Annotated in this window: 11 protein-coding genes; 10 read left to right on the top strand and 1 reads right to left on the bottom strand. The window is 48.6% G+C overall.

The annotated features are described in order from the left end of the window. Position 1 precedes the first annotated feature (1 nt). Positions 2-1,807 (bottom strand): pilus motility taxis protein HmpF, encoded by a 1,806-nt coding sequence (gene hmpF / locus JGK07_RS04625; protein ID WP_325315127.1) that lies wholly within the window; start codon positions 1,805-1,807, stop codon positions 2-4. Between the two features lie 735 nt (positions 1,808-2,542). On the opposite strand from hmpF, the gene JGK07_RS04620 reads away from it, so the two are divergent. The 10 genes from JGK07_RS04620 to JGK07_RS04575 all read left to right on the top strand — a co-directional run bounded on the left by JGK07_RS04620 (position 2,543) and on the right by JGK07_RS04575 (position 19,258). Further along, positions 2,543-3,925 carry an IS200/IS605 family accessory protein TnpB-related protein gene (locus tag JGK07_RS04620; RefSeq protein ID WP_293211091.1) on the top strand — a complete coding sequence of 461 codons (1,383 nt, stop codon included), beginning with the start codon at positions 2,543-2,545 and terminating at the stop codon, positions 3,923-3,925. 349 nt (positions 3,926-4,274) lie between these two features. Then, positions 4,275-5,501, top strand: a complete 1,227-nt coding sequence (locus JGK07_RS04615) for a response regulator (protein WP_293180683.1) — start codon at positions 4,275-4,277, stop codon at positions 5,499-5,501. A 19-nt stretch (positions 5,502-5,520) separates the two neighbouring features. Next, positions 5,521-5,799 carry a hypothetical protein gene (locus JGK07_RS04610; RefSeq protein WP_293206367.1) on the top strand — a complete coding sequence of 93 codons (279 nt, stop codon included), beginning with the start codon at positions 5,521-5,523 and terminating at the stop codon, positions 5,797-5,799. 421 nt (positions 5,800-6,220) lie between these two features. Further along, a complete protein-coding gene (locus JGK07_RS04605) occupies positions 6,221-6,610 on the top strand; it encodes a hypothetical protein (protein ID WP_293196414.1) in 390 nt (129 codons plus the stop codon). A gap of 490 nt (positions 6,611-7,100) precedes the next feature. Then, a complete protein-coding gene (locus tag JGK07_RS04600; protein WP_293180800.1) occupies positions 7,101-7,634 on the top strand; it encodes a chemotaxis protein CheW in 534 nt (177 codons plus the stop codon). Between the two features lie 146 nt (positions 7,635-7,780). Continuing rightward, a complete protein-coding gene (locus JGK07_RS04595) occupies positions 7,781-10,867 on the top strand; it encodes a methyl-accepting chemotaxis protein (RefSeq protein ID WP_293180677.1) in 3,087 nt (1,028 codons plus the stop codon). A 141-nt stretch (positions 10,868-11,008) separates the two neighbouring features. After that, the gene (locus tag JGK07_RS04590) at positions 11,009-11,827 is read left to right on the top strand and encodes an HNH endonuclease (protein ID WP_293180674.1); all 819 of its coding nucleotides are present in this window, start codon (positions 11,009-11,011) and stop codon (positions 11,825-11,827) included. 78 nt (positions 11,828-11,905) lie between these two features. Then, positions 11,906-17,152 carry a response regulator gene (locus JGK07_RS04585; protein WP_293290752.1) on the top strand — a complete coding sequence of 1,749 codons (5,247 nt, stop codon included), beginning with the start codon at positions 11,906-11,908 and terminating at the stop codon, positions 17,150-17,152. A 257-nt stretch (positions 17,153-17,409) separates the two neighbouring features. Beyond that, complete coding sequence (msrB, locus tag JGK07_RS04580) at positions 17,410-17,907, top strand: peptide-methionine (R)-S-oxide reductase MsrB (RefSeq protein WP_366035037.1); 498 nt, start codon at positions 17,410-17,412, stop codon at positions 17,905-17,907. Positions 17,908-18,034: 127 nt separating this feature from the next. After that, positions 18,035-19,258, top strand: coding sequence for a Rid family detoxifying hydrolase (locus JGK07_RS04575; RefSeq protein WP_293196410.1), 1,224 nt, complete (start codon positions 18,035-18,037; stop codon positions 19,256-19,258). Positions 19,259-19,856: the final 598 nt, after the last annotated feature.

Raw genomic sequence — 19,856 nt, 5'->3', positions numbered from 1 at the left:
TTTAGGCGCTTGGCAGAAAACTCGAAAGAGCTTGCCGCAGATCCGAAACAACCCGATCTTGCTGCTCTCCAGTTTGCTGTACGCGATCGAGTTCTCCCCCCACCGCTTCCAGCTTTTGGCGCAGCCCGCTCAAATTGTCCTGCACCGGTTGCAACATTTCTTGATAAACATTCACCCGGCCCCAGAGTTCCGCCACAGCACCTTTCTGGCTGAACAAAGTCTGCTCTAACTGCTTAAGTTCATTGCGTTTCGCTTCACTTTCCCCATTTTGACGGTTGACATTTCCCTCAATTTGAGATATTGACTCCCGCACCTGCTGAATTTCGGTTTCCAGCCGTTGCAATTCTTGGCTTTGCTGCTGGCGTTGAGTATTGAGCTGTGTGACGATCGGCCCCAAATCAATCTGTCCAGGTTCTGTTTTTTGAGGATTAGCAGTACCCAAGCGACGCCACAGCACCGCCTGATGCTGCTTCAAAACATTTTCCCGTTCCTGCAAGCGGAGGCGCTGTCCCACCAAAGTTTCATTCAACATCTGATAACTTTCGAGTTCATCGGCCATTTCATTTTCCAAAGCCATGCGATCGTACTCGGAAGCCGCTTGAATTTTGGCTTGCAACTCCTCGATTGTTTCCCGCTGGAGAGTCAACTCCTCCTCTTGATCGTTAACAAACCGGAACACCTTTTCCAAATCCTCTTGCAGGTGTTGCACCAGCCCCTGTAATTCCTCAACCGGCATCCGCTCCAGAGCAGACACATCTACTACCTGCTCCACAGCCCCAGCACCCGAACCAGACGCCAGCCCGGAGATTTGCTGGTACATAGTCTCAACAGCCTTCACCTGGACAGACATAGACTGAGCCTGCTCCTGCTTAGCGCCGAGGGTACATTGCTGCCCTTTCAGTTGGGCCCGAGCTTGCGCCAAAGCATCTTGGGATTGATACCATTCCTGCCAGCGGCTTTGGAGGCTCTGATTTTGTCGATCGACCTCTTCCTGCTGTTGCTGAGCGTTTGTGCGTTTTTGCTCCAACTGCTGCCAGTGCAAATCCAGAATTGCCTGCTGAGCGCCCACAACACCAAAAGACTGATTCAGTTGTTCCCGAACTCCTTGGGCCGCAGAAATTGCTCCTCCCAGCTTGTTCATCAACTCCTGAATTCTCAATGCCTGCTGCTCGTCAACAACTGCCCCCTGAGGAGCCTGAGACTGCTGGTGAGCCACCTGCTGCTGTTCGCCCCGCAACTGTTCCCAAGCCGTCTCCATCTCCGCGCGGCTGCGATCGACCTCTTCTCGCAGTCGGTTAGCTTCATCTCGAGTATTTTCAATTTCCGAGCGTTGAGCCTCCAGGCGCTCCAACTCCTCCTCCATTTGAGCCAACTGCTCTTCGCGGGCTTGCATTTCCATTTCCCGGCGATTGAGTTCCTGACTCGAAAACGTCAGAGAAGCCTTCCACTGCTCAATTTCCTCTTCCTTATCCTTAAACTTGTCCTGCAAGCGGGAGAAATTTTGCAGAATGCTCACCAACTGGCGGGCAGCCTCCTGAATCCGCTGCACTTGCTTGTTAGCGCTCAACTCCACCAGCACCAGCGTGCCGTCGTTAAACTTATTAGCTTCCTCAACTGGGATCGCGTCATCGCCCGGTACGGCGCTCCAGTTGTGTTCGCCCCGCTGACAAGCTAGCAGTTTCAGTTCAGCCTTACCGCCACCGAGACCAAAGCCGCTTCTCTGTTTTTGTACTTCTGCTAGATACAGCACACTAATAGTCCTCTCTTTGGTGTCGTTTGCCCGATCGGGAATAGCATCCTTGAACAACTGTCTTCAGCACTCGCCGAGAGCACTGCTTCTCTCGCACTGCGTCTAGAAAGCACTGCCGCCGCCTGCTTTCTGAACCAATGGGAGAGCAGTATCAATGCCGCTTGATTCAAGACTAGCAAAACTGGGGGGACTGCCATAGCCCAAAGCCGAAAAAGATCAGTCAGTCAAAAACTTTCATTGATTGTATCAGGCTTTGGCTGCGGGTCGATCGCCATCTCGTCCTTTAATTACCCAGCATCGGGTCTCCTCCGCAGGCGGACTAGGGATTTGAACCGCGCTGCCTTAGAATAGTGGAATCACGCGAGCCTGTCATCGAGATCTACTCTTGAGCAAAAAGGTCAATGCTTTAAGACAGAACCCAACCGCAAGGACGCACAGCGCAAGGTAAACGTCAAAATTTTGGCGGTCGAAGACTTGAACCAGTCGTCCCTGCCAGCGTTGGACGACGATCGAAAAGCCCAGACAATTGTGTGTGTCATAAACCCCACGCACCAATGCCGGGGTGATGACTGTTAACAATTTACCTAGATTTACCCAGGATTTAGTAGTTAGATTCTCGGTAAGCCAATGGATAGATTGATGAGTATTGGCGAGTTAGCAGAGCTTTAAAGCTGTTAACATACGAAGAGATAAACACATTGAGAGGTCGAATCAATGGCTACCCTAACTTATTGCAAAGGCTTGCCCACACCAGTACACGAACTCAACGAACTAGGATTTACAGATTTCGAGATGTTCTTAGAAGCTTACGCCCAGATTTTTAGGGCTGCAAGCATTGAAACAGTTGACCGCTTACTTTTAGGTACAGAATTCAAGAAATCAGATTGGAACAAGCATTTACAGCAAACCTACGGCATCAATAAGCGCCACGCAAATGGTGTAATCAGTTCTGCCAAGGGTCGTGTAGATGGTGCTAAAGAACACAGGATTTTACATCTAAAAGCTCTTGAAGGAAAAATTAAATCTATTGGTGCGTGGGTCAAGAAAGCCGAAAGCAAGTTGGTATTAGCTCGTAAGTTCTATGCCAAGAAAAAATGGCAGAAATCAAAAACAGGTTGCAATTTCCCCCTAGCCTGCTCACTTCAATATAAATCCACAAACTGGCAGAATTTGCGCTTTCAAATTCACAACAAAAAGCGTAAACTGACTGGGTTAATTAACAGAGTAGAACATTTAAGGCTTTCGCCAGTCAAAGTCTTCATCCCGATGAGGGATATTTTTGTTGTCGGCTCTAAGGATGAGTCTTTTGGCAATCAAGTCTGCCAGTGGAATGGGGATAAAATAACTTTTAGAGTCCCCAAATGCTTAGAGTCACGATTTGGAAAAACTGTGTCCTCTGAGATTGGTGATTTCAGCCGCAACATCAACAGACTGCCAGAATGCGGTGCTAAAACCTGGCATTTCTACCGTAAGAATGGAAAGTGGGTTGCTGCTGTGCAGTTTACCCCAAATCCCGCGAAGCAGGTTTCGAGAGAGAGAATGTACGGTTGCATTGGTATCGACATAAATCCCGGTTCTATTGGGTGGGTGTATGTCGATTCTGAAGGGAATCTCAAAGCCAAAGGGCAGATCCCATTGCAGATAGGTTTACCCTCCGGCAAGCAACAGGCTCAAATTGTTGATGCTTGTCTGCAACTAGCTGCAAAAGCCACAGAATTTGAATGTCCTGTGGTTTGTGAAGAACTTGATTTCTCAACAAAAAAGCAATCGCTGCGAGAGAAAGGTAGAAAGTATGCTCGAATGTTGTCGGGTTGGGCGTATAGTGAGTTTTATAAACAACTCAGTTCTATTTTGTCGAATCGTGGGATTGAGTTGACAACGGTCAATCCAGCTTATTCAAGCATTATCAGCTTGGTGAAATACCTGAGAATGTATGGCTTAGCTAGTGACGAAGCGGCTGCACTGGTAATTGCTCGTAGGGCACGCAAGTTAAGTGAAAAAATACCTTGCTCCTTAACCGCCTATTCTGAAGTGAATTCAGAAAAGCACGTTTGGAGCGAGTGGAACAAACTGAATAAAAAAATCAAACGTTCCGCTATGATATCACGTCGTTGTGATTATTACAGTGTTTCTAACTGGAGTTTCTTGGTCAACCTCGATACTGAGGAAGCGTAAAGCGCTAAGAAAGAATGTTTCAAACTTATACCGCAGAGTTTACCTAGGTTTGCCTAGGTTTTTATAAGCGGCTTGTAAGACTTAATTCTAGACAGGCTGATGCCTGAAATTGCTGCCCGAAGCTCAAAATCCCCAGGCCTCCATAGCTGGGGAGTATGTCAACAAGAGAAAATCGCCCTTTCGTCAATTCCTAATTGTGCCAGTGGCATCAAGCCCTTCATTCAGTTGACAGTTGACAGTTGACAGTTGACAGGTAAATTATTGACAGAAACTAAAGTCAATATGAGCGCGATCGCACAGTCTTTCCGATTTCAGACGCCAACGGTTTTAAGGAGGATACTTTAGCTGCATGCAGGGAAATTTGAGTGAAATTGACATCCGCAGCATCCTGCAATTAATTGAGTTAGGTCAGCGCACCGGAGAACTGTTCGTAGAGGCCTACAGCTTCATCGGCAACTCGGGTAATCTACCTACCCAGCGCTCCCCTGCAGGACAATCCTGGTATGTCTTCTGCTTCAACGGTCAGATTATTTACGCTACCCAGAGTGCGGGCAGTTTGTTTCGCTTGCGCGACTACCTGCGCCGCTACAAAGCAGACACCGCCCTTGACAAAATCCAAGTTCCCTATATGGCATCTACCAATGCCCCAGAATACGCCTACCTGTGGGCCCTGCTAGAAAACCACACCCTCACCCCAGCTCAAGGGCGCAACATCATCCACAGCATGATCCACGAAACCCTGTTTGACTTGCTCAGCCTCCACCAGGGTTCCTTCACTTTTGAAATGGGATCGGCATTGGCTCCTCAACTCACCAGCTTAGAAATTAGCTCGCTGCTGGCGAAGATTGTCCAACAGGTGCAGCAGTGGAAGCAGTTTCACCCTCACATTCAGTCGCCCAACCAATGCCCGATGATTTCAGATCCCGCCCAGCTCCGAGTCGCGCTCCCTGCCAATACCTTTAATACTCTCAGACGCTGGGCCGACGGTCACACTTCGATCCGCCAAATGGCGCGCTACCTCAACCGAGACGTGCTGACTGTCGCCAAGGCGATTTACCCTTTCGTGCAGCAGGGATTGGTGCAAGTATTTTTCCAGCCTTCTGTTGTCCCTGGCAACAACAAAATAGAATGGTCTTCTCCAGAAACCAAGGTCAAGAGAGTTGTCTGTATAGACGATGACAATGTGATTCGCAAAACAGTTGAGTCAATTTTAAACGAACAGGGTTACGAAGCTACTGGCATCAGCAATCCCCTCGAAGCCCTGAGTTTAGTTTTTAAACTCAAACCCGATTTAATTTTGTGCGACATCGCCATGCCCGAACTCGACGGCTACGAAATTTGCGCGATGCTGCGAAATTCTAGTGCTTTCCGGCACACGCCCATTGTCATGTTGACAGGGATCGACGGATTTATCGATCGCGTTCAAGCCCGCATGGCGGGGGCGACTGACTACTTCACCAAACCTTTTGGCGAAAGCGAGTTATTAATGCTGGTAGAAAAATATGTAGGCCCGGGCTATCCTCCGGCCAATCTCTCGGAAAAATTATTAAGCCGATCGCTAGAACACGAATTATAAGCCAATAAATTCCGCACTGATGGCACGGGAGGTTTTTTGTATCCCAGCAACCCAGGGCAGTCCCGGCAGTCACAGAGAGAAAGCTCCTTGCTGCGGGCGATCGCACCATCAACTAGAATGTATAAATTTGCGAGCTGGCCGTCCGGCGTCAGTAAAACTCAGTTCAATTTCTCGATCGCTGTCGGGCCTAAGTCGCTCAAAGTGCAAATATAATATATTTGTTCTCCACTTGCAGCCGATCGCCAAAACCGATGGGCACAGCAATGATTCCTTGAATTTCAAATCTCAAGCAGACTGAATTATCTGAACAGACAAGACATCTTCTGTTAAATTTCCCAAGTAAAGCAAACGCTGGCTTTATGGCTAAACCGACATCGGATCAGGACTCAAATTCAAAAGAAAAGACCTTCAAACCAAACTGGAATCCGTTTTGTCAAATGAAGTCGGATTGGTTGTCATTGCCTGCAAAGCTGGTTGGTGCAGGTTTGGATTCAATTTTATCTCATGTCCGAACCTGCCCACAAAAACTGAGATATTGGTTCTCAAATCTGGCTACTTTAGCCCGATTTGAGAAATCGTTGAAGATGTCCTCGCCATCATCCACATCTTTAGTTGCAGCCTGGGCGCGATACTCAGAAAATACCAATAGCAAGTATGCCGAGACCGTTAGTTACCAAGTTTACCCGTGCCAGAAATTAGGGGTAATCCGGAAAAAGTGGGTGAGCGCTGTTCGCAAAGTTTACAACATTTTAATTGCTTACCTAGACGAACATCAAGGTTTTATCAAAATCGGCAAGGGTCGAGGAAAGCGAGGTTTGAAAATGGTGCTAAAAACATCAGGTTTAATTCCTAAATGGTGCATCCCTAGAACGCTGGCAGCATTCAAAACCAGGATTCATGATTTAGGTTGGGAATGTGACAAACAAATTGCTTCTGCTTTTGCCACAACTTACGATTTTATATTTTTTCCGACATTTGAGATGTATAAAAGACTAATTCTAAAAAATCGCATTTTAAGGAGTAAAACGGCGACATCAATGATGAATTTGGCTGGCAAAAATTCAGGAAAACCTTACAAAACTTGTGTTGCCTTGACGGTTCCAAGTTAGTTGGGAGCAAAGACGAACCCACCTCTAAAACATTCGTGCCGTGGGAAAAATTATACTTAAAATTGGGTGGTTGCCCAAATTGTAAGTTTCCTGACTGTGGGTATGAAATTTCTAGAGATTCCCCGGTTGTAAAGATTTTGGGGAAAGCTTTGTGGGATAAAATATCGATCGCTAATGTCCGAGCTCGCTCGTGTTGTACTTAGCATCTAGCAGGAAGTCTAAAATTATCCCAATCTTCAGGGTAAAAGTATCAGATAGTTAATAGCAGCAACAAAATAGGGAATTATGTAGAAAAAAGGCAACCTGCACCAGTGGAAGTTTTAAGGTCTCAACCCCAGCAGGATTGGTGCAAGGAATTAGTCATAAATACTGCCAACACATTTACAAAAAGGACGGTTATAGTTATGTTTCATAGACCGAGCTCCCATTTTCCTCCCAACACCGACTTGAGTAGGGGTACGATGTGGGTTTCCCAGAGAGAAGAATTATGATTAGTGGCAGCCCAGACTTTATATTACCAGGACAAGGCATAGATCAGGCTCCGGAATTCCAGGAACTAGAAACTCCCGAAGGCGAGCTGCACCTGCGGTTCTACGTTCCTTCGGGGAACGAGTTCGCACTGCCGGCAACAGGGATTAGAGAGGTGCTATCCCCCTCCCCAGACCGAATGACACCCATTCCTAACGTTTCCTCCTTGCTTTTAGGTACGCTAAACATGAGAGGACGAGTGATTTGGGTGGCAGATCTGGGCCAATTTCTGGGAGACCAAACACCTCTGAACACCGATCGACCCGAAATCCCGATCGTGGCTGTGGAAGACCAAGATACGATTTTGGGGCTGGCAGTCGATCGAATTGTGGGGATGGACTGGCTCGACGTAGACCAACTGCACTCTCAGAACAATGCACCAGACGGCATGATTCCATTTCTGAGGGGAGAATGGATGTTAGGTGCACCAGCGACTAAAGTGCTCCGACTGCTAGATCAAGTGAAAATTCTGCGCTCTGCGCGGTGGGCAGCGTGAAATCGATTTTAGATTTGCGATTTGCGATTTTCGATTGGGGTCTAACTATCAACAGTCACAGGACTTGAGGCACGCATCTAAACATTCAAGCAAGATAAAAATCTAAAATCTCAAATCTAAAATCTAAAATCAAAAGAGGGCGGCAAATGGCAACAAGTACCAACTTTCAGCAGGACTACCAACGGGCAGAAGCGGCCTACATGGATGGCAACTATTCAGAAGCCGCAGCCCTAGTTTATCAATTAGTAGAAGATTTTCCCGAAGACCCCAGCGCTCGGCTGCTATGCGGGCACATCTACTGTTACGGACTGCAACAGTATGAGGTGGCACGGGAACAGTACATGGTGGTGCTGAGCCTGAGTGACGACCCGAGTTTGGTCGAACACGCTCACGGCGGTATTAGCCACACAGACCAATTTTTATCCGGAGAACTGCACACGGAAAGTTTCGAGGCTTTGTCTGCGGAAACTGAATTGGAATTCTACCCAGACTTGTCTATGGAGGAAGGGTTGGAAGACCCGGATTTAGCACTTTTCCAAGGGAATTCTCCATCCATGTCCTATGGGAGTCAATCGCCACAGGACATGGAAAACGAGGACTTGGCAGATTTGGGGATGAGCGGGTTGGAGTGGGAACCACAAGACAGCAGTAGCAGTGCTGCAACCTCTCTCGAAGATTTAACTAACCCCTTTGCTGGCGACAGCGGCGCAATGGCAGCTTATGCTGATGCGTCCGAGCCGCTAGACATGGACGAATTTGGCTCGGACTTGGGAGATCCTTTTGGCTTAGATGACCCAGGGTTTGATGCTGGTGACTTGTCTGATAGCAAAGTTTCTGGTTCCAAGGCGCCTTATTCAGGAGAGTTGTTTTCAGAAGCTCCAACTCAGGTACTCAACGGTCAAAGTTTTGCTGGTTCTGAAACCGGGAATTCCTTCGATTCGGAGCAATTAGACTCCCCCACTGGGCCGTCTGACAATTTTGGCGAACCTTTTGCGCCGCTCGATTTGCCAGACGAACTCGACCTGAATGATGACGACTACGACTATCAATCCCCGCCCGTGACCGGGCAAAATCAAGGTCAGAAGCCACCTCTGCCAGAAGAGGCAGACCCTTTTGCTCAGCCGATGTCCTCGGGTTTTGGGTCTTCTCGATCTCAAAGCAAGCAGCCGAATATTGACTCGGAATACTCGTCAAATTATTCGCTGGCGGAAGACGAAACGCTGTTGATGGGAGGTGCTGTCCCCAATTCTCAGAGTCAAAGGTCGAGCCGGGGACAATTTAATTCGGCCGATCGCTCAAACTCTAACAGCAACGGTTACGGCGACTCGGAACCGCAGGCATTTGGCTCCATGGACAGCTTTGAGCTAGATGCTTTTGATGACGACGCTTTCAGCGATTCTTTCTCTCTCGACGAAAACGAGCAAGCGACTGCTTTCGGGGCTGCCACCAAGAACAGCAGCGACTGGTCGTCAAGAACTGGGAACGCTCAAGAACACAGCGGCTTTTTAGACGAATTTGACGATTTTGACGATTTGGGCAATTTGCCGGATTTTGATATCTCAGAAGATGCCAACAGTTCGATCCTGACTAGAGGTAACACCAATTTCGGCAACTCGACCAGCGGCATGATGGGTACGAGCGGCAGCGGTCTGGACTTTGACAACAGCGACGGCTCGGCAATTCGAGACGACGAGATTTTTAGCATTTCCGGCCCTGCTGATGCGTCGGTGCCGACTTTTGCTCCGACAGAAAGTGAGGCGATCGATAGTTCGGTGACTGTAGAACAGGGCGGACTGGCTTTCTTGGAAAATGCCCCTCTGTTTACCAAACAGTTGTACACGGCAATCGGGGCTGGATTGGTTTCTCTGGTAGCTGTGGCTTTCGTGACTAACATTGCCTCCTATCAAGCTCTGAAGCAAGACAAGCCGGAGGCGATCGTTTACCTGCGCCAAACAGGCTGGGTAATGACGGCTGCCGCAGGCTTTACGAGCTTTTTGACTTCTTGGGGTATCGGCCAGTTGATCGCCAAGCAGGTACGCAAGTCCTCGGACAATTTGCAAGCTCAGTTCGATGCGGTATCTCAAGGAACTTTGGACGCTCGGGCAACGATTTACTCGGAAGATGAATTTGGCAAAATGGCTGCTAAATTCAACCACATGGCGAAGGTGATCCAAACTACGATTAGCGATACCAGACGCAAGTCTGACGAACAGGAACAGGCAAAAGAAGACTTGCAGCGCCAAGTGATTCGCTTGCTAGATGACGTGGAAGGAGCGGCTCGGGGTGACTTGACGGTGACGGCGGAAGTGACGGCAGACGTTTTGGGTGCTGTTGCTGACTCGTTTAACTTGACAATTCAAAACCTCCGCGAAATCGTCCATCAGGTGAAGCAGGCGGCTCGGGAGGTTAGCAAAGGCGCTACGGATAGTGCCAAGTTTGCGGGCGATTTGTCTTCTGATGCGCTGCGGCAGGCTGAGGAACTGGCGGCGACGCTGAATTCGGTGCAAGTCCTCACCGATGCGATTCAGCGGGTCGCAGAGAGTGCTAGAGAGGCGGAAGAAGTGGCCCGGGGCGCGGCGGCAACGGCTCTGAAAGGGGGCGAGGCTGTGGAGCGGACGGTGGCCGGGATTTTGGAAATTCGAGAAACGGTAGCAGAAACCACGAGAAAAGTCAAGCGGTTGGCGGAAGCTTCTCAAGAAATTTCTAAGATTGTGGGTTTGATTGCGGCGATCGCCTCTCGGACGAATTTGTTGGCTCTCAACGCTAGTATTGAGGCGGCGAGAGCTGGGGAATCGGGTAGGGGTTTTGCGATCGTGGCGGATGAGGTGCGGCAGTTGGCAGATCGATCGGCGAAGTCTTTGAAAGAAATTGAGCAGATCGTGATGCAAATTCAAAGTGAAACCGGCGCGGTAATGACGGCGATGGAAGAAGGGACGCAGCAGGTGATTGAGGGGACAAGATTGGCAGAACAGGCGAAGCGATCGCTTGAAGATATCATTCAAGTTACCAATCGCATTGACGTGTTAGTGCGATCGATTACGGCGGACACTGTGGAGCAGAACGAAACAGCTCGTTCGGTGGCCGCTGTGATGCAAGCTGTCGAGTTAACTGCTCAGGAAACGTCCCAAGAAGCGCAGCGAGTTTCCGGTGCTTTGCAAAATTTGGTAGGCGTTGCTCGCGACCTTTTGACATCGGTGGAAAGGTTCCGAGTAGAAACAGCAGAAAGACAATAATTGATTGTTTAATGCTTTTTTTACTTCCTGATTTACAAGCACCTTAGTGTGGCAATGATGGCAAACAAAAAGCAACCTCGCAGTCTTGAAACGATTGCGGGAATGCCAATCCAGCACCTAAATAAACTAGGAGTTGTACAGATGAACGATAACATAGTAGAGGTAATTCCTGGTATTTTTGGTGAAATTCAGCCGAATGGCTGTATTATCTCTACTTTAACCAAGTCTAGCAGGGGCTATGCCAACAAAAGACTTAAGATTGACGGTGAATGGAAAACGTTTACAGTTCACCGTTTAGTATTAGAAAATATCTTAGGTCGTCCGATTAGATCAGAATACTTTTCTTGTCATACTTGCGATGTCCGTAACTGCATTAATCCCAACCATTTATGGGAAGGTTCTAGGCTGGAAAATTCTCAAGATAGGTTTAGAAAAGGACGGGTTAAAGATGTAGGAAGCACATCTGCTCCTAAACCTCAAAAAGTACCGCGAGGCATAGAAGTAATTCCCGGCATTCGGGCCGAAATACAGCCAAATGGCTGCATGATTTGTATCCTGGCTAAAAGAAGTGATGGTTACGCCATTAAGGGTACTAAAATTAATGGCAAAACTAAAAGTTTCTACGCTCACAGACTGGTACTGGAAAACAAACTGGGACGATCGATCAAACCGGGTTATTTTGCCTGTCACAGTTGCGACGATCGCGGTTGTGTCAACCCCGATCATTTGTGGGAAGGAACTCCCGCCGATAACTCCCGCGATTCTATAGAAAAAAACCGCTTTCCTTTCGTTCCCGGCAATATAAATCCTAACCGCAAGCTAAAACCCGAACAGGTGCAGCAGATTCGCTATCTTTTAGGTGAGGGGATATCGAAAAGAGAAATAGCCAGGACATTTGCCATATCTCGCAGTCAGATTATTCTCTTGTCAAGGGGACAGATTTACAAAGACATTCTCTAAGACTCCTAAAATAGACAAAATACAATAACGCTTAAAATCAGGAATAAAACTATGCTGCCGGAGCAACAACAGAGGATCATGGGCTACTTTATTGAGGAGGCAAAAGACCACCTCAATACGATCGAACAAGGCTTGCTCAACCTACAAGCGACGATCGAAGACCCAGAACTGGTTAACGAAGTATTTAGGGCTGCTCACTCTGTCAAAGGAGGAGCCGCAATGCTTGGCCTGACTAGCATTCAGCAAACATCTCACCGACTAGAAGATAGTTTTAAAATTTTAAAAGAGTGCAGCGTTAAAGTAGACCAACAGCTAGAGTCGCTGTTTTTGCGAATTTTTGACACGTTACAAGGGCTGTTAGAGCAACTGTCGGGGCCTTTTGGGCTGACAGAGGAATTGGGAGAGCAGATGGTTCGAGAATTAGAACCTGTATTTGAAGAACTCAACGGGCACTTGGGGGGACTCGTCGGACACTGCGCTAACGATTCAGACGAAAGCAGCCCGCTGCCAATACCACAAACAGTTATGGCCCGAATGGGAGCCGGGACGTTTAACTCATCGATGAGTTTTGCGGACTCGGATTCAGCTTACGCATCCGATCTCACAGAAACGGAAGAAACCGCGCTGCATCTGGTATTTGACTCGGATGTGCCGGCGAGGATGCGGGAAATGCTGCAAGAGTTCAAACAGCCTGAGGGTTCTGACAGCAGGCGACAACTTAGGAATATTTGTCGGAACTTGAAAATGGCGGGGGAGGAATTTGAACTGCCCGAGTGGATAGAATTGATCGCTGTGGTAGAAAAGGCGATCGCCAACTCAGAAAATACCTACCGCACCTTAGCCCCAACGGTCATCAAAGACATCAAACAAGCCCAAGAACAGGTACTTTTGGGTCAATCTGGGTCGATCGCACCCAGCGCCAAACTTCTGGCGCTGGTGCCGACGGTTGTGGTTCCGGAAACAGATTTTGAAGACTTGCTGGCATTCGCTCAACCGGGTACGTTGGGTTCAAATGCGGTCTCTGTTGAAGATGCGGCCTGGGATCTGGCTTTGGGCGGCGATTCCCCGGATGGATCGAACAAGTTGCTGCCAACAATTTCTGGGCTGAGCATAGACGAGCTGTTCGAGCAACTCGACGGCGACGAAAGTGACGATTACGCCGGAGGTCTATCGCCGTTGGACAATTCCCCAGGGTTCGGAGAATCAGATGTAGAGACAGGTTCTTTTAGAATCTCGACGCGCACGGGCCCGGAAGTGGGGGCGGCCGAACTCAACACTTTAGCAGACTTGTTTGAAGGCGAATCTCCAGATCTCGACGGCGCTTGGGAAGAAGAAGATGATCTGGACTACGTACAATCTGCTTCTAGGATGCCGACGGGGGGAATCATGGAATTAGATGATGATGACAATTCCGGCGATTTTACTGATTTGTTGTTTGACGAATACGGTGAGGAAAATTCGGAAACGAATGCGAGGACTCCTTTAGAGGATCTCACGAGTTTGTTTGGGGACGATTTGCTGTTTGGAGGTGAGGCTGATGGTTCGGCGGTGGCAGCCGATCGCGAAAATGCGGGTTTAAAGCAGCCGCCAACTCGCAAACAGCTTGAAACAAACAGGCAGGGTTTGGATCGGGGAGAGGGCAGGGTCGGCATTACCAGGAGGCAAGCTGATGAAGATGCTCTCGGTACGCTTTTGGACGAAGTGGCGGCCCAAACTTCTGTTGTGACGGCAGATGCTGATTTGGATAACTTGTTCGGCGATTTAGGCTCATCTGAGGAAGCGACTGTGCCGGCAGTTTCCGAGGAGTATGCTCTCAACCCGGATGCTTTCGACGCAGAATTTTCGGATCTACTAGCAGGTGGTGGCAATGATTCAGGGGATGCAGAAAAACCGACTGTAGCCGAAATAGATGATTTCGAGTTGCTCTCTGGGGTGGAGGAAGACTCGGATTTCAGCGAGCTGTTGAGCATTACTTCTGATTTCCTTTCTTCTGAAGGTGAAGCTGGGGAGAGCAGGGGCGATCGATCTTTAGCTACTGGCAGCACACCAAATGAGGAAAGTGGCAGCGTTTTTAATATGACATCAAATTCTGATTCTGATTCTGATTTAGATATTTCTGCGGATGGAGATTGGCTAGAAGATGCTTTTGGCCTGGAAGACGAGTCTGTGCAATCGACCAACCTGGATCTGGAGGATACCGATTTAGATGCGCTGTTTGGGGAGATTACGTCGGACTCGATTTCTGAGGATGAGGAGACTGGGCGCGATCGGCAGGCGGTTCATTCCCAAGAAGCGGCGAATTTGGCAGATCTGTTCGGTTCTGTACCTACGGGTACTGAGTATGACGGGGAAGCTTCGCCAGAAGTCGATGGGGATTGGTTGAATTTAAATGGAGATTCTCAATTGCCCAGTGCTGGTACGGCAGCGGATGAGGGGGACTTGGCGAGTTTGTTCTCGGACTCGGAGGCTACTGTTTCGGAGGCAGGCTTGACAGATTTGGCAGCGGCTGAATTGGGGCTATTGTCCGATCGTCCTGATGCGGAAATTGCCAGTGTCGAGTCTGATGAGGGTACTTTCGATTTGTTGGAGGATATGTTTGGCGAAGCGCCTCCACCGTCGGTGGATGCCGAAGCTGGTTTTGATTTGCAGGAGTTGTCGGCCGAAGTTCCTGAGAGTTTGTTCGATCGAGCCCAAACAGATGCGGCAAGTGAATCCGACGAGGAGGAAGATGATTTGTTTGGCGCGCTGGAAACGGATTTTGCGGCTGGCGATTTAGAGGTGATGTCGTCAGAATCTCTCGATGATATGTTTGAGGGCGATGCTGATTTGCTAGCAGCTCTGGAAACCGGGGCGACTCTCAACACCGAAGAGTTGGATGCTTTTGATGATTTGTTGGATTCGCTAGATGCTGGGCCTCTGGTGACTTCGGAACTGACGGGCTTTGGCGACGAAGAAGAAGAATTGAGCGAAGCCGATGCAGCACAGTTGGAAGATGAGTCGCTGGCGGACTTTTTTAGCGACATTCAATCAGGTACTGAGGATTCCGAAGGCAATTTTGACGATTTAGAAGCGCTGTTAATCGCAGGCGGTGCTGGGGTCGCAATGGCAGCCTCTGGGGGTGCAAATCCGAGTCCGGTAACGACGGAAGTTTTCTCCGATCTTGAAGATCTGCTGAGCGAGAGCGCAACTATGCCGGAAATTCCAGCACCGGCGAAAACTGCCCGCAAAGCACCACCCGCTCCTGCTGCGGAGAGCGACGACGAATTTGGCGACTTAGAAAAACTGCTGGAAGATCCAAAGGACAGCGGCCGTCAAAGCGAAACCAATATCGGACAGTCGTCGGTCAATAACAGACCCAGGCGGAATGCCCGCGCGGGCGGGTTCGGCGACCAAACCATGCGCGTACCGGTCAAGCAACTGGACAACCTCAGCAACTTGATGGGGGAACTGGTAGTCAACCGCAACAGTTTGGAGCAAGACCAAGAACGGATGCGGCAGTTTTTGGACAATTTGCTGCACCAAGTGACGCTGCTGAGCGATGTCAGCCAACGGACTCAGGATTTCTACGAGCGGAGTCTTTTGGAGATTGCTTTGCTGGCAAACCGCCAGGGACATCGATCGGCATGGCGCACCGAAGAGTCGTCCCACCAACGCGAAAGCGCTTGGAGACCAGAGGAAATGGACAGGTTTACTCCTTTCCACAGTTTGGCTCAGGAGATTATCGAGCTGATCGTGCGGGTGCGGGAGTCGGCGGCGGACATTGAGTTTTTGGTGGATGAGGCGGATCAGGTGACTCGCCAATTGCGCCAAGTCACGACTCAACTGCAAGAAGGTTTGACTCGCGCCCGGATGAAGCCGTTTGCGGAGACGACGGACAGGCTGTTCCGGGCGGTGCGGGAAATTGGGATTAAGTGCGGGAAGCAGGCTCAGTTGCAGGTTGAGGGTAAGGATATTTTGATCGACAAGATGATTGTGGATCAACTTTATGACCCGATGACTCACTTGGTGAACAATGCGATTACCCACGGAATCGAAGCGCCGGAGGTGCGTTTGGCAGCCGGGAAGCCTGCGATGGGCAGGATTACGATTCGGGCTTTCCACCAAGGGAATCAAACGGTGGTTTCGGTTTCTGATGATGGGGCGGGAATTGACCCGCAAAAGGTGAAGGCGAAGGCGATCAAGCAGAATTTGTTGACGGCGGCTCAGGCTCAGAGGATGTCTCGCTCGGAAGTTTACAATTTGCTGTTTATGCCCGGTTTCAGCACTCAGGAACAGGCGACGGAGTACGCCGGCCGGGGGGTCGGTATGAACGTCGTGGAGACCTCCTTGCACGAAATTCGGGGGACTGTGGGGATTGATTCGACGATCGGCAAAGGCACTGTATTTACCATCCGTTTACCTCTGGTGTTGAGTATTTCTAAGGCTCTGACTTGCATTAGCGATCGAGCTCGGATTGCTTTCCCGATGGACGGGGTGGAGGACATGATCGATGTACCTCGCGATCAGGTGACGACTGGGGCAGACGGTTTGCCTTGCATTGAGTGGCGGGGTTCGATTTTGCCGTTCCGCCCGCTGCGGGATTTGCTGGGTTACAACCGCCATTTGGGCCGGGGCAGTGTTTACGGGTTTAATACTGACGATGACATGATTTCGGTGATCGTGCTGCGCTCTGCTGGGAATTTCTTGGCGGTGCAGGTGGATCAGGTTTCGACGGAACAGGAAATCGTGATCAAGCAGTTGGAGGGGCCTGTGCCGAAGCCGATCGGGATTGCGGGTGCTACGGTACTCGGGGACGGCAAAATTGTGGCGATTGCCGATGTTCTGGAATTGATTGATTTGGCTACTGGCAGGCTGCGGAAGGAAGCTGGCGGTACGCTTTGGGATGAAAGTGGCGATCGGGCTGCTGCGGAGGCTGCTGAGGAGAAGACTGAGCCAACTGTGCTGATTGTGGACGATTCGATTACAGTGCGATCGCTCTTGTCGATTACTTTTGAAAAAGCTGGCTACCGTGTTGAAGAAGCTCGCGACGGTAAGGAAGCTTGGGAAAAGATGAAATCCGGTCTGCCTTGCGATATCGTGTTCTGCGATATCGAGATGCCGAGAATGGATGGTTTAGAACTGCTTTCTCGGATGCAGAAGGATGCGGTTTTGTGCGAATTGCCGATCGCGATGCTAACTTCTCGGGGTGCTGACAGACACCGCCAAATGGCTTACAGTTTGGGCGCGAAGGGCTATTTCACTAAGCCTTATTTGGAGGAACAGTTGATGGATGCTGCTGCTCGGATGCTGAAGGGTGAAGTTGTCGGTGCTCCGGTTGTTGTTTAATTCATCTGCGTTTATCTGCGTTTATTTGCCTATATCTGCGGTTGAAAAAGAGGAATTTTGCAACCGCAGATGAAAATGGATGAACGCGGATTAACGCAGATAATATCTAATTCATCTGCGTTCATCTGCGTTTATCTGCCTATATCTGCGGTTGAAAAAGAGCAATTTTGCAACCGCCGATAAAAAAGATACAAATCCAGCAAAAAGTTTTGAACGTGACTGCTGGTGGTTTAAATTAATTAACAAGTGGATGATGAATGATGAAGAAACGATTATTTTTGAAAGCTGGTATAGCAACAGTCAGCATGGCATGGTTATCGTCCTGTTTGCCGGGGAAGTCAGATGTTATGGCGGCTGGTAATGGTATTTTTGAAGTTACTAAAACTGAGGCAGAGTGGCGCAAACTTTTGACTCCGGCACAGTTTAATGTGTTGCGAAAACACGCTACTGAACGCTCTCATACTAGCATTCTCGACAAGCAATACGGTAAGGGAATTTATGCGTGTGCTGGGTGTAATTTACCAGTTTTTGCGTCGCAAACTAAATTTGATAGCGGTACTGGTTGGCCAAGTTTTTACGATCCGATCAAAGGGGCGATCGCCACATCGATCGATAATTCGCTGTTTGGGACTAGAATTGAGGTACATTGCCGTCGCTGTGGCGGGCATTTGGGTCATGTATTTGATGACGGCCCTGCACCTACTGGCAAACGTTACTGCATGAATGGTGTTGCGATGAAGTTTATTGCTGGCTGAGGTTCTTTCACGGGTAATTCTGTGGTGTGAAATCCGATAATCATCCGCGCGCCAAATCGCAGGTGCACTCCTGATTCGCGCGGATGGTATAGTGGTTTGTGGGACGTGAGGGCGATCGAGGTTATGAATGGACGCTGAAGAACTTTTAGAAAGATATGCCAAAGGCGAACGACAATTTCATTCAGCTATGCTCAGAGGTGTAGACCTCAAAGGTGCAGACTTAAGTGGGATAGACTTAAGCTCTGCAAACTTGACAGCAGCAGAGTTGAATGAGGCCAACTTAACGAAAGCAACGCTTAATAGTACAAACCTCACGAAGGCATCTTTGAAAGGTGCGAATTTGAGCGGGTTAGTACAAGCTCAATCTGCAAACTTCACTGATGCAGATTTGTGCGGTGCTAATTTGAGTAAAGCCAATTTAAATTATGCTAATTTTAGTAATGCGAACTTGAATGAAGCAATCCTAAGTGATGCCCAACTAGCTGGTGTAAAATTTATTGAAGCATCCTTGATTGAAGTGTGTTTGAGCAGAGCTAAACTCAACAGTGCAAACCTGACTCAGGCAAACTTGACTGAAGCAGACTTAAGTCGGGCAGATATAACTAGCATAAAAATCAAAGATACCAATCTTCAGGGAGCCAAGCTGCGCGGTGTCAATTTGTCTAGCTATGATTTGTCGGGTATCAATCTAGCAAAGGCGGATTTAGCTGGAGCCGAATTGATAAAAGTAAATCTAAGAAACGCTTGTTTGCGGGGTGCAATTTTAGAGAGAACGGGTCTTCAAGGAGCTAATTTGATCCGAGCAAATCTGGAGGGTGCTAAGCTTAAGAGAGCAGATTTGACTGATGCCAATACTTATGGTATGAACATCAAGGATGCAGACTTAACTGGTACAATCATGCCTGATGGAGAATTTTACAAACCAGAAACCAATCAACAAGAATCTCAAACAGGAACATCTATGACGCGCAAAATTATTCGTACTGACAAAGCACCCGCACCTGTGGGCCCTTACAATCAAGCGATCGCCGCAACGGGCACTATGCTGTTTGTAGCTGGCCAAATTGCGATCGACACTAGACTAAACGATATCGTCTACACCGACGACGTGGCCAAGCAAACCGAACAAGTGATGGCAAATCTCGAAGCCATTCTCACAGAAGCCGGCGCTACTTGGTTGGATGTCGTGAAAACTACGGTTTTTCTCAAAAATATGAATGATTTTGCCGCTGTCAATGCGGTTTATGGGAAATATTTTGATGAGAAAACTGCACCGGCACGGGCTTGTGTGGAAGTTGCTCGTTTGCCGAAGGATGTGTTGGTAGAGATTGATTGTATTGCTGTTATTTGATTATTAGGACTCGATCTTCCGAATTCTTGCCCCCTACTTCCCCGTGAGACAAATTAGGTACGTTGTTGCGCTTCAGCGCTCTTTATAAATATTAGGAAAGAGCGCTGAAGCGCAACAACGTACCCTCAACTCAGATTGTTCTTAAGTCAACCGTATTAGGTTATACTATTTCTCAAAAATCTTGGTACAATAAAATTTTGGGCAAGAGTTAAGCAGAGGGTTGTTTATACTGACCATTTTGTAAGGTGCGTCGCTCGATCGATTGTCGATTTTTTTGAGGGATTTTTAATGGCGACGCACCCTACAGCTAAGCATACTTTATATTTTATTCAGTCCGCGGAGGCGGACTTCGTTTGTATAGTAGCGGTTTCAACCGCCAAACGATCGCAGATAGTTTTAAGTGCCGAGGGGAAAGTGCGCGACTGTATGAACTTCCACAGCCGATCGCACTTTTGTCGATCTGTCGCTGTCGCGCACCTACTCCCAAATCAATCTGAAACAATCAGATTTTATCTCAATTAGCAATTAGGAATTACTAATTACCAGTTACCAATCAGCAATTAGCAATTACTCCAAAAGCAATTACCAATTACCAACT

This window comes from Microcoleus sp. PH2017_24_DOB_U_A, from assembly GCF_020738205.1.
In the GTDB taxonomy this organism is placed as follows: Bacteria; Cyanobacteriota; Cyanobacteriia; order Cyanobacteriales; family Microcoleaceae; genus Microcoleus.
The sequence above is the reverse complement of the archived record's forward strand: the minus strand, read 5'-3'. Positions and strand labels throughout refer to the sequence as shown.

Coding starts and splice junctions, on each gene's coding strand:
- JGK07_RS04620 (WP_293211091.1), top strand. CDS start 2,543: ATGTTCTTAGAAGCTTACGCCCAGATTTTTAGGGCTGCAAGCATTGAA.
- JGK07_RS04615 (WP_293180683.1), top strand. CDS start 4,275: ATGCAGGGAAATTTGAGTGAAATTGACATCCGCAGCATCCTGCAATTA.
- JGK07_RS04610 (WP_293206367.1), top strand. CDS start 5,521: ATGGCACGGGAGGTTTTTTGTATCCCAGCAACCCAGGGCAGTCCCGGC.
- JGK07_RS04595 (WP_293180677.1), top strand. CDS start 7,781: ATGGCAACAAGTACCAACTTTCAGCAGGACTACCAACGGGCAGAAGCG.
- JGK07_RS04590 (WP_293180674.1), top strand. CDS start 11,009: ATGAACGATAACATAGTAGAGGTAATTCCTGGTATTTTTGGTGAAATT.
- JGK07_RS04585 (WP_293290752.1), top strand. CDS start 11,906: ATGGGCTACTTTATTGAGGAGGCAAAAGACCACCTCAATACGATCGAA.
- msrB (WP_366035037.1), top strand. CDS start 17,410: ATGATGAAGAAACGATTATTTTTGAAAGCTGGTATAGCAACAGTCAGC.
- JGK07_RS04575 (WP_293196410.1), top strand. CDS start 18,035: ATGGACGCTGAAGAACTTTTAGAAAGATATGCCAAAGGCGAACGACAA.